The 11,277-nt window shown below is 28.9% G+C and carries 8 protein-coding genes; 3 read left to right on the top strand and 5 right to left on the bottom strand.

Annotation, left to right across the window (positions count from 1 at the left end; genetic code table 11):
* The first annotated feature begins 132 nt into the window (after window positions 1-132).
* Window positions 133-366 (top strand): CDGSH iron-sulfur domain-containing protein, encoded by a 234-nt coding sequence (locus AB1Z17_RS01760; RefSeq protein WP_368050073.1) that lies wholly within the window; start codon window positions 133-135, stop codon window positions 364-366.
* Window positions 367-372: 6 nt separating this feature from the next.
* Here AB1Z17_RS01760 and AB1Z17_RS01755 read toward each other — a convergent pair whose 3' ends face one another.
* On the bottom strand, window positions 373-1,029 hold the full coding sequence (locus AB1Z17_RS01755; protein ID WP_368050072.1) for a uracil-DNA glycosylase family protein: 657 nt from the start codon (window positions 1,027-1,029) through the stop codon (window positions 373-375).
* Window positions 1,030-1,038: 9 nt separating this feature from the next.
* Window positions 1,039-1,671, bottom strand: a complete 633-nt coding sequence (locus AB1Z17_RS01750) for a TonB-dependent receptor plug domain-containing protein (RefSeq protein WP_368050071.1) — start codon at window positions 1,669-1,671, stop codon at window positions 1,039-1,041.
* A 199-nt stretch (window positions 1,672-1,870) separates the two neighbouring features.
* On the opposite strand from AB1Z17_RS01750, the gene AB1Z17_RS01745 reads away from it, so the two are divergent.
* Window positions 1,871-4,105, top strand: a complete 2,235-nt coding sequence (locus AB1Z17_RS01745) for an FUSC family membrane protein (protein ID WP_368050069.1) — start codon at window positions 1,871-1,873, stop codon at window positions 4,103-4,105.
* Window positions 4,106-4,242: 137 nt separating this feature from the next.
* Here the strand turns inward: AB1Z17_RS01745 and AB1Z17_RS01740 are convergent, their stop codons facing one another.
* The 3 genes from AB1Z17_RS01740 to AB1Z17_RS01730 all read right to left on the bottom strand — a co-directional run bounded on the left by AB1Z17_RS01740 (window position 4,243) and on the right by AB1Z17_RS01730 (window position 10,779).
* Window positions 4,243-5,859, bottom strand: a complete 1,617-nt coding sequence (locus tag AB1Z17_RS01740) for an amidohydrolase (RefSeq protein WP_368050068.1) — start codon at window positions 5,857-5,859, stop codon at window positions 4,243-4,245.
* Between the two features lie 47 nt (window positions 5,860-5,906).
* A complete protein-coding gene (locus AB1Z17_RS01735; RefSeq protein ID WP_368050067.1) occupies window positions 5,907-7,631 on the bottom strand; it encodes a TonB-dependent receptor in 1,725 nt (574 codons plus the stop codon).
* A gap of 67 nt (window positions 7,632-7,698) precedes the next feature.
* Complete coding sequence (locus tag AB1Z17_RS01730) at window positions 7,699-10,779, bottom strand: tetratricopeptide repeat protein (protein WP_368050066.1); 3,081 nt, start codon at window positions 10,777-10,779, stop codon at window positions 7,699-7,701.
* Between the two features lie 152 nt (window positions 10,780-10,931).
* Between AB1Z17_RS01730 and AB1Z17_RS01725 the strand changes: the two genes are divergently transcribed.
* A partial coding sequence (locus tag AB1Z17_RS01725; RefSeq protein WP_368050065.1) for a cell division ATP-binding protein FtsE occupies window positions 10,932-11,277 on the top strand: 346 nt, incomplete at its 3' end.

Here is an 11,277-nt window from a genome sequence, read left to right as displayed (position 1 = left end):
TTATAATTCTAATTATTTTAGCATTAGGTAGTAAGTATTATTTTTTAAAATTTAATTCTATTTTTATTTGAAAAATAGTGTTGAAATAGTTTTAGAATGATATCTTTAAAAAACTAATTAAAAATATAAACAATGGAATTACCAAAAAGAGCAGGAGATAATCCTTTGGCGGTTGAATTAGAAGCAGGAAAAAAATATGCTTGGTGTACTTGTGGACTTTCTTCGAGTCAACCCTTTTGCGATGGGCACCATAAAGGAAAAGGAATGGCGCCTCAAGTTTTTAAGGCAGAAAAAACAGAAACTAAGTATTTATGTGCTTGTAAAGCAACTAAAAATGGACCTTTTTGTGATGGATCTCATAAATAATACCAATTAAAAAAACTTTTTATATTGTAAAACCCTAAAATCGAATGTATTAAAATTAGGGTTTTCCTTTTTTTGTAATTTATATTCAAGATTGCTACCAACAGCGCGGTTTGCAGCACCAGAAGGCGCAGTGAGTGAAACACTTGTTATAATTTTGTTATTTATATCGAATTGATGAATTCTTGGTGTATTTAAGTCAACAGGAATAAATTTAATATCTAAACTTTTTAGCAATCTTCTTAAATGGTATTCGGGACCGTTTTTACTATTTCCTCCTGTTAAAAGCAGCGTATCTACTTTTGGGAATTTTTGTAAATAATAAATTAGATCTCTTAATTGAATGTTTTCCATACCAAGATCTGAAGCATCAATTTTTTTACGGAAACAAGATTCAACAATGTCACAAATACCAATATTATTAGCTATTAAAAAATCTTTGCGTTGCTGAATTGCAAATTCAGTAGTTTCAAATTTTAAGTTTAAATTATAAATTTCATCTAAAATTTTCCATAATTGTCCGTCAATACTTCCATAGCAAAAATCTACATCTCCTATTTTTAAAATTCCTTTAGAAAATCTAGGAGGAGGCAGCGTACCAACAATTAATTTGGTGGCGTTTTCGGGAATAAAAGGTTTGAATGGATGTTTATGGATAAAACTCAAAAAGCTAAATTATATTTTTTTCTTTAAAGTAATTAGAATAACACCATTGGATCCTCGCACACCATAAATAGCAGTTTCAGGACCTTTTAAAACACTTATTTTATCTACAAATTGCGGCGAAATATTATCAATGCTTGAAACAGGAGATCCGTTCACTATAAATAATGGAGATGTGCTTCCTCTAAAAGAAGTGGTTCCACGAACAAGAATTGTATTGTCTGATTGAACTCTAACACCAGGTACTTTAGCTCTAATCATTTCAAAAATATCTTTATACTCAAAAGTGTCATTATCACGAGCTTTTACAACTTTTCTATTTTTATTTGGGTTGTAATTATTGTAGATAAAGTCAATTTTCTTTTGTCCTTCATAATCAATTTCAATTACTCCTCTAGAAAAAGAAAAAGCTTTTATTTTTTTTGTTTCAGCATTTATTTTTAACTTATATGCTCCAAAACTGTTTACTTTTGTTTTAGTTTTAACTTCGTCAACAAAGAAAACAACATCTTTAATTATAGTGCCATTTATATCTTTTACATAACCAGATATTGAGTTTTTTTTATTTTTTGATTGGCTAAAAACCATTGTTGAATAGGATGCAATTATAAAAAGTAATGCCGTAATTTTTAAAGAGTTTTTCATATTAATTAAGAAGCTGTTAAAATTATTTTCAATACAAATTTGGAATAGTAAATTTAATAATAAAAATCAAATATTGTGCCAATTACTATATATTTAACAAGAGTTTATAACGGTTGATAATTTATAAAAATGCATAATTGTTTTTATATAATCGACAAATAAATAAATACTTGTTAAATTTGCTTCCTAATCTATAATAATGCTCGAAAAATTAAATCGATTTATTAAAAGTTTTAATTTTTTAAAAGCTTTTGTTTTAGCTTTTTCAATGGTAATTCCTATACTTATTTCAAATGCTGTTTTAAATGATATTTCAGTTGGTTTCAGTATTGCATTGGGTGTTTTGTTTTGTTCTCCAACCGATGTTCCAGGAAGTTTAAAACATAAGTTTTATGGCACATTAATGGCTATCTTCTTATCGTTTAGCTTGACTTTTTTATTTGGAGCCATTGCCTATTATAATTGGGTATTGGTTTCAGCTTTAGGTATTGTAGTTTTTTTAGTTTCGTATTTCTCAGTTTTTGGATTTAGAGCATCACTTATTTCATTTGCTGGTCTTTTGGCAATTACATTAAGTTTTGCCTATGATAGTTCTCAAATGACGCTGCTAGTACACTCATTGTTAGTAATGTTAGGTGGGTTTTGGTATTTATTTTTATCAATGTCTGCTTCATTATTACTTCCTAAAATACAAACGGATCAATTATTTGTTACTATAATTGAGAAGACTTCTGAATTTTTAAAAGTTAGAGGAGAGTTATTAGTTTGCAAAACTAATAGAGAGGTTTTGTATCATAAAATGTTTGAATTACAAACTCAAATTAATGAAAGCCACGAATCTATTAGAGAAATTATTTTAAGTAAACGTAACAATTCGGGTTTTTCTAATAGAACAAGAAGACAACAACTGTTGTTTTCAGAATTAATGGAAATTTTAGAATTAGCAGTTTCAAATCCTGTTAACTATGAGCAGTTCGATAAAGTTTTTGAAAAACACAGTAAAAATATTGAAGTATTTAAAAAACTGAATTTTGAAATAGCAAATCAACTTAAACATATTTCAAGAGTTATTAGGAAAGAGGAAAAGTTAAAATCAAATACGAAGATTTCAGAAATTTTAAAAGAAATTCAAGAAAATATTGAATATTATACGGTTTCAGTTGGTTTACCAACATCTAGAATAGGCACCTTAATGCTTATAAATCTTAAAAATTATCAAGAAAAACAGGTTCAAAGCCTTATTGGTATAGAGCGTATTTTGGGTAATTATATTTCAAACAATAAAATTTTAGGGATAAAGGATGCTAGCAGGTTTATTACACCTCAAGATTATGATTTAAGTAAAATTGTAGAAAATTTTAGTTTTAAGTCTCCTGTTTTTAAGCATTCGTTACGTTTAGCGATAATTGTTGTTTTTGGTTTTTTAATAGGAAATCTTTTTTCTATGCAAAACCCTTACTGGATTTTAATTACAATAGTTGTAATTATGCGTCCAAGTTATGGACTTACAAAAGAGCGTTCTATAAATAGAGTTATCGGCACTTTAATTGGTGCTGCAATTGCCACTACAATTATTCTTATTACTCAAAATATCATAATTTATGGCATTATTGCAATAGTTTCGTTGCCGTTAGCCTTTTCATTAATACAATCTAATTATAGAAATGCGGCAATTTTTATAACACTTAATGTAATTTTTGTGTATGCAATTTTAGACCCAAATATTCTGTCTGTTGTTAAATTTAGAATTATAGATACTCTGATTGGTGCTTCTTTGGCTTTTAGTGCAACTTATTTTTTATGGCCAGCTTGGCAATTTCAAAACATTCAAGAAAATTTTATTGAAACTATACAATCCAATTGTGATTTTTTAAAACAAATAGATATTTATTATCATAAAAAAGGAGAAGTTCCAACAGTTTATAAATTATCAAGAAAAAAAGCGTTTTTAGCTATTGGAAATTTAAATGCTGCTTTTCAACGGATGAATCAAGATCCTAAATCTAAACAAAGGGAATTCGCGGTTATATATAAACTAATTACAATAAATAATACTTTTTTATCTTCGTTAACAGCCTTAGGAATGTTTATTAGACATAATAAAACAACCATTGTTCCATCACATTTTGAAATTATAGTAAGTCATATAATTGCGAATTTAAGATTAGCGGTTGAACTGCTTGAAGATAAAGAAAAACTAACTAATGTGGAACATTCTGAAGTTGAAATAGCTCAAAAAAAATACGAAGATTATTTTGAAGATTTATCAAATAAGCGCGAAAAAGAAATAGAAGAAGGTGTTGAAATATCTGCTAAAATGCGTGCTCAATTAAAGGAAACACAACTGGTTTCTGAACAAATTAATTGGTTGTTTAATTTATCAGAAAAATTAGTTAATGCAGTTAGGCTTTACAAGTCTAATAATGAAAATTGAGTTATTATAATCTTTAAAAAGTACACTTCTGATAATAATCACTGTGAGAACCAATATTTCGACTCCGCTCAATAACCGATTGCTGAGCGGAGTATAAGCATAAGTTTAGAGGAGTTTACTAAATTCTAATATCAAAACTATTTCACCTTTTCACCACCAACATAAGTCTCTTCAACTTGTATGTAAGGAATTTTCTCGGCTTCTACAGTCATAATATCTTTATTTAAAATAATAAAATCAGCCATTTTTCCAACTTCAATACTTCCTTTTTCGTTTTCTTCGAAATTAGAATAAGCGGCCCAAATTGTCATTCCTTTTAGTGTTTCTTCTCTGGTTAAAGCATTCTCCATTTGAAAACCATTTTCCGGATAATTGTTTAGATCTTTACGAGCTACTGCAGCATAAAAGGTTAAAAACGGACTTACTTTTTCAACAGGAAAATCTGTTCCTAAAGCAACTTTTCCGTAAGTGTTTAATAAATCTTTAAATGCGTAAGCTCCTTTAATACGCTCAGCGCCAATTCTGTCTTCTGCCCAATACATATCAGAAGTTGCGTGTGTTGGCTGTACAGAAGGTAAAATATTATTGAAATAATCAAAATCAGGTTTATCAATTATCTGAGCGTGCTCAATTCTCCAACGTCTGTCTTTTTGGTCTTTTAAAACTTCTTTATAGGTTTTTAGCATTACATAATTTGCAGAATCACCAATTGCATGAGTATTCATTTGAAAATCTGAGGCAGCTATTTTTTTAGCATACCGTTGTAAATCTTTTAAAGGAGTAACTAAAGCACCAAAATGATTGTGTTTATCGCTATATGATTTTTTCATAGCAGCACCACGAGAACCCAAAGCACCATCTGAATAAACTTTAAAAGAGCGTACATTTAAACGGTCAGTTTTTAGAATTCCATTTTTAGTGAAATAATCTATATTAGCATCATTAACAGAAACCATTGCGTATATTCTCATTTTAAGTTCATCAGCTTGTTGTAAACTATCTATTATTTCGATAGCTTGTTTTGAAAGCCCAGCATCATCTACGGTAGTTAATCCTAAATCGAAACAAATTTTTTCGGCGTCTTTTAAACCTTGAACAATTTCTTTGGTAGAAGCTTTCGGAATTTTAGAACTGATTAATCCCATTGGACCATCAATAAAAATACCTGTTAATTTTCCGTCTTTTTTTACAATAAAACCACCTTTTTCCGGAGAATCTACAGTTACATTTGCTAAATCTATAGCAGCCTGATTTGCCAATAAAGCGTGACCATCAATTCTTCTAACAGCAATAGGTGTATTTGGAAAAAGTTCATCTAATTTATCTTTGGTAGGAAAATCTTTTTCTTCCCAATCGTTTTGATCCCAGCCACGACCTGTTATATATGAAACGTTTTTTTCTTTTTGAAAATTGACTATACGTTGTACAACTTCATCAAAGCTTTTTGTGCCAGATAAATCTACTTTTTGTTGTTGCATTCCTAGCCCTAAAAAATGGCAATGTGCATCTATAAATCCCGGGATTATTGTTTTTCCTTTAGCATCATTTATAAAAGTTGGTGAATATTTCGATTGTATTTCAAGTGAAGACCCAATAGCAACAATTTTACCATTTTCTATGGCGAAGGCTTCAACTTTTTCAAAACTAGTATTTACGGTATAAATATTTGCATTAATTATAATGCTATCTACTTTTTCTTTTTTTTGGCAAGAAGAAAAAATAATACAGAAAATTAAAATTGATAGTTTTTTCATGGTGTAGTTTTTAATGATGTTAAAACTACATAAAAAATTTCTAACTACTACAAATCAAATTTATAAGTAATTCCGGCTAAAACCTGCAAAGGTTGTACTTGATAGTTTACAAAAGGTTCATATTTTTCACCAAGTGCATTGTTTAGTTTAGCAAAAGCTGTTAATCTATCGGAGAAAATATAACCACCATTTAAGTTTAAATCCATATATGATTTATTTGTTGCAATTGGAGTAGTAACATTTACCACACCAAATTCTGTTACAATATCTTTTGTTGCACCACTATAAAATAATTTAGCACCTGCAAACCATTTATTGTTTTGATAATCAGCAGAAATAGTAGCTGTTATCTCTGGTAAATTCCAAGCTTCTAATTCATTTTCGGTAGTATAATTATTGTAATTAATAGTTCCAGTAAAATTAAATTCTTCTGAAGCATCTATGGTTATTTCACCAAAAAAACCGAGTGTTTTTACGTTGTCGTAAATTACTTTAAATGAGTTTCCAGCTTCATATGCATAGGTGGTATTTTGTGTACCAGCTGTTTTTGAAGAATTTTGAAGAAATAGGGGTTTGTTTTGTTGATTTGTATGGCTTACATTAAAATTATAACCAATGTTTGAAGCCAGTTTTCCTTTAGCGCCTGCATAGGCTTTGTATTGCTTATCGGTTTGCTGAATGTTTAAAGTTGGTGAAACATATGGATTTAAAGTAGCATAATTCTGATACGTATTTTGTACTAAATCTCCAGTAGCACCAGCAACCAAAATAAACACTTCGTCTATTAATTTAAGTGAAGCAGTAACATTTGGATATGCATAAAATTTATTGGTTTTGTTTTCTAGATCGCTAGAATAATAGAGTTTAGCGCCTAAATTAACAGTTAAATTATCACGTAACACTTCAAAATTAGGATTAACACCTAAGTTTAAAAAGCTATATTTTAAATCATCGTTTGTGGTATAATTTTGTTTAAATTTTCCATTTACTAAATCAACTAAAAATTTAGCATTTATTAATTCAGTAGAGATTGGAAATTCTAGTTTTGGCGTTATTTTAAATCTGAACTCGTTACTATTATAATTGTCAGAAAAATTTACTAATTCTGCAGTTGCACCTTTAAAAAAGGAATCTTTAAAATCAACGTTTCCACCAACATATATATTTTTATAGATTTGTTTTTCATCTATAGTGTTTAGAATTGCATCTTCAAAAGTTGCACGAGTTCCATAATAGTTATACAATTTACGTTGTACACCTGCATTAATTTGCCAGTTGTAATATTTGTCGAAAAACTTGTAAAAGCCATCAATACGGGTATCTGCAAAACTATCGTTTAATTGTAAATCTTTAATTCCACCTTCAGAAGAATGGTGGTTTATAAAAATTCCTAGATCACTATATCTTGGGTCTCCTGTATGCAAATATGCTTCAAACAACGGACTTGTAAAATTTCCAAAACCTGCGGAAATATAGTTTTCGAACAAACGTTCTTTTGGAGATCGTTTTACACCTTTTGCTTTTCCTTTTGAAGGCGTAAAAGTTGAAGCAACTGGGATTGAAAAAATACTATATGTAACTTTTTCTTTTTGTATTGTGGTAGCGGTATCTATACTTGGATTGGATTTTACTTTAAACGCATCAGAAATTTTTGGAGTGTACGGTTTTACAACTAAAATTTCTTCAGTTTTTAAGGTATCTACTTTGGTTTCTTGTGAAAAAGAAGTTCCAATTGTAAAAATAGAAAGTGTTATTATAAATAGCTTTCGCATAGGTTTTAGTTTAAAAGTTGAAAGTTTATAAAGGTTGAAGGTTGTTTTGAATAAACTTGTCATTATTTTAATTTTTTACGGATTCGTTTGTCTTTGCTGCTTCAGTTTTAATTTTAGTTAAAGCTGTTTTGGCTTCTTCAACTACATCATTAAATTGGGCAAAGTTTTTAATAACACTTTCCAAAATATAGGTGGCCTGGTAGGCATCATTTAATTCGAAATAATTGTTTGCCATAATTATTAATCCTTTTGCGGCCCAATATTTATAGGCCGAATAATCTGATGCAATTTTTTGAACAATTTGATTTGAAACTCTATGACTTCCATCTTTATTCTCGAAATATGCATTGTAGTACAACGCTTCAGCTTTTAATTCTCCAGTAGCAATCTTTTCAACTTCGGTATAAGCGTTTCTTGCTTTGGTTTCATTATTTGTTTTAATTGCTGAACGTGCAATTATAATTTGTGCATCGGATTTTACACGATTTTCTAATTTAGAATTGTTCAATACCATTTCTGCGTAGGTAGCAGCTTTGCTATATTCTTTATTTTCGTAATAACCCTTCATTAAATTTGATTGTGCAAACGTAATATTTTGAGGTAAATCGGCTTCTTTTTCTAAACGTTCTAATATGGGAATAGCTTTTTGCCAGTTGTTGTTTTCTAGATATACCAATGCCAATCTAGATAGCGAATTTTCTGTAAATTCATTCTGCTGTTGCTCAATAACAAAAGTATAATGCGGAATTGTTTCTTCCTGTTTATCTTCTGAAAATAGCGATTGAGCTAAATAAAAATGAGCTTGTAAGGCGTGTAAACCTTTAGGGAAATTTAACAAGTACTTTTTAAAACTTGAAACAGACTTACTATGGTTGTTTTGCAAGTATTGTTTTTCTGCAGATTCGTACATATCGTTATCTAATTCAGCATCGGAAACATTTACAAAATCAACATTTTTTATCCATTGTGCATATTCATCAACTCTTCCTAAATCAACATAAATTTGACGAGTATCTTTAACCGCTTGTCTAGCTTCCGCAGTATTTGGAAAGCGATTTACCACAGATTTATAGGTTGTTAACGCTTGTTCACTTTGATCGGTATTGTAATAAATTAACCCTTTTTTTAGTAAGGATTTAGAAACTAACGGACTTCTTTTATACACAGTAATTAGATTGTCGAAACTTATAATTGCCTGTTGGTTTTCTCCTTTTTTAATATAAGAATTACCCAATACATAAAGAGCATCATCTCTATAAGTTGAGCGCGCGTGCTTGTTTAAAAAAGAATTTAAGGTTTTAATTTTTAAATTTTCATTACCAGTTAAACCATAACAAATTGCTTTTTGAAATTGTGCGTAATCACCATCAATACCATTTGTTTCAATGGCTTTATTATAATAATTTATGGCGTTAGAATAGCTGCTATTTACAAAATATCCATCTGCAATTCTTAAATAACTATCATTCTTTCTAATTTCGTCGTCGGTATTTTTAGAGATGTATTTTTTAAAAGCATCAATTGCATTTGTATATTCTTTCTGTTTGAAAAAAGCATAGGCAATATTGTAATCTACATGTTCAAATTCTGAAGTATTTGAGGCTTCTGAGCTTGTTTTAAATTTATTAAAATCAGCTAAGGCATCTTTAAAATTATTTAATCTATAATTAGATTCTCCTTTCCAAAAAGTTGCTTTTGCCGTAATTGTTTCATCTAAAGAAACGGTTAAAGAATTTTCGAAATTTTCTAAAGCTTGTTTGTAATTTCCTTCAGAAAAAAGTTCAGAACCTCTATAAAATGCCACTTTTTGAAATAGTGCTTGTTCTTTTGCCTCTTTCTTATTTTTCAAAAATTCTAAAGCTCCTTTATAATCTTTTGAAGTAATGTATGCGCTTATAATTAAATTATCAATTTCTTCTTTGTGTGTAGAATTCGGGTACAATCCTATATATTTCTGTAAAACCTCTGGAACACTTTTGTACGGATTTCCAATTTGGTAACTCAATTTAGCATAGTTTAACCAGGCATCTTTCTGAATTTCGGGCTCAAACTTCATTTGAGTAGCATTTCTGAAAGCATTTAAAGCTTCATTTTTTTGTTCTAATTTTAAATAACATTCCGCTAAATGATAGTATGCATTTTGTGCTACACCATTATTTCCATCAATTATTTTGTTGAAATTACTAATGGCATTTTCAAAGTCTTTTTGTTTGTAATACGAATATCCCAACAAATAATAATCTGTATTGTTCCATTTTCCGCGTTTTCCTTTGTAATTTTTTAAATGTGGTATTGCTTCATTGTATTTTTGAAGGTTAAAATAACTTTCACCCACAATTTTAGAAATTTCAGAATGTTCTAAACCTCTAGATTTTTCGAGTAATGGTTCTCCTTTTTCAATTGCAAGTTCAAATTTTCCTAGCTTAAAATTCATATCAGCCAAATAATAGGAAACATCTTTTTTAAACGAGGTATCTTCTTCAACTTCACCTAAATATTTGTCGGCGGTTTCATAATCATCTTGATTGTAAGCTATAAAACCATAATAATATTTAGCTTGCGCTCCATATTCTTGTGAGTCTAATAAATTTAAAAAGTAATTTTTAGCTTCACTATAATTTTTAGTTGCAAATAAAGAATAGGCATATTTAAAATTATAGGTTTCTTCTTGTTTTATAGATAAATTAGTAGTGTTTACTTTTTTAAACCATTTTGCGGCATAGGAATATTTACCAACTTTAAAATAATAGTTAGCAACATCTAAAAAAGCGCTATTTCTTTTGGTACTTGTTGGATATTTATCAACAAATTGCTGCATTAAATCGTCCGAATTTCGTTGCCCTAAAACAATAGCACAATTTGCGGCATAGAATTCGCAATTGGCTTTTAGTTCAGAAGCATTGTCAAATTCACTTTTTAACGCATTAAATTTATGTTGGGCTGCAACATAAGCTTTGTTTTGATACAATTCAACGGCGTGGTTATATTCTTTAAGAGGATTGGTGTAAATGGCCGATTTTTGAGCAAAAACAGTTCCAAGGATAAAAAATATGATGAAAGGTAATACACTATTTTTATAATTCATTTTAATAAAAATTGAAAGTTTAAAACTATAATCTAATAACGCAATATTTTTTTGAAATTGCATAGACTATTCGTTTTTTTATCAAAATGTTATAACAAAAACTATTCCCTAATTTTATATTTTAATTGTACAATTCTTAAATTAATTAATTATTAGTTGTTTAGATGTTGAAAAATTATAATTAAATATTTAGATTTGTTAAAAATCATTTTTAAATGTCAGAAGCAATACTTTCCTTACAAAATGCTGAAATTTTTCAACGCGAAAATTTAGTTTTATCCAATGTAAATCTCACAATAAACACAGGAGAGTTTGTGTATTTAATTGGAAAAACGGGCAGTGGAAAAAGTAGTTTAATGAAAACTTTGTATGGAGATTTAAACTTAGATAAAGGAACGGGAAGTATTGTAGGTTTTAATTTAAATACTTTAAAAGAAAAGGAAATTCCATTTTTAAGAAGAAAGTTAGGAATTGTTTTTCAGGACTTTAAATTATTAAATGATAGAAATGTATTTGAAAATTTAAAGTTTGTTTTAAAAGCTACTGGTTGGAAAGAACCAG

Source organism: Lutibacter sp. (assembly GCF_040883305.1).
Taxonomy (GTDB): Bacteria; Bacteroidota; Bacteroidia; order Flavobacteriales; family Flavobacteriaceae; genus Lutibacter.
This window is presented reverse-complemented; position numbering and strand designations above follow the sequence as displayed.

What these genes read in the sequence shown, in the direction of transcription:
- AB1Z17_RS01730 (WP_368050066.1), bottom strand. Translation starts at nt 10,779, where the DNA reads ATGCAATTTCAAAAAAATATTGCGTTATTAGATTATAGTTTTAAACTT.
- AB1Z17_RS01735 (WP_368050067.1), bottom strand. Translation starts at nt 7,631, where the DNA reads ATGCGAAAGCTATTTATAATAACACTTTCTATTTTTACAATTGGAACT.
- AB1Z17_RS01750 (WP_368050071.1), bottom strand. Translation starts at nt 1,671, where the DNA reads ATGAAAAACTCTTTAAAAATTACGGCATTACTTTTTATAATTGCATCC.
- AB1Z17_RS01745 (WP_368050069.1), top strand. Translation starts at nt 1,871, where the DNA reads ATGCTCGAAAAATTAAATCGATTTATTAAAAGTTTTAATTTTTTAAAA.
- AB1Z17_RS01760 (WP_368050073.1), top strand. Translation starts at nt 133, where the DNA reads ATGGAATTACCAAAAAGAGCAGGAGATAATCCTTTGGCGGTTGAATTA.
- AB1Z17_RS01740 (WP_368050068.1), bottom strand. Translation starts at nt 5,859, where the DNA reads ATGAAAAAACTATCAATTTTAATTTTCTGTATTATTTTTTCTTCTTGC.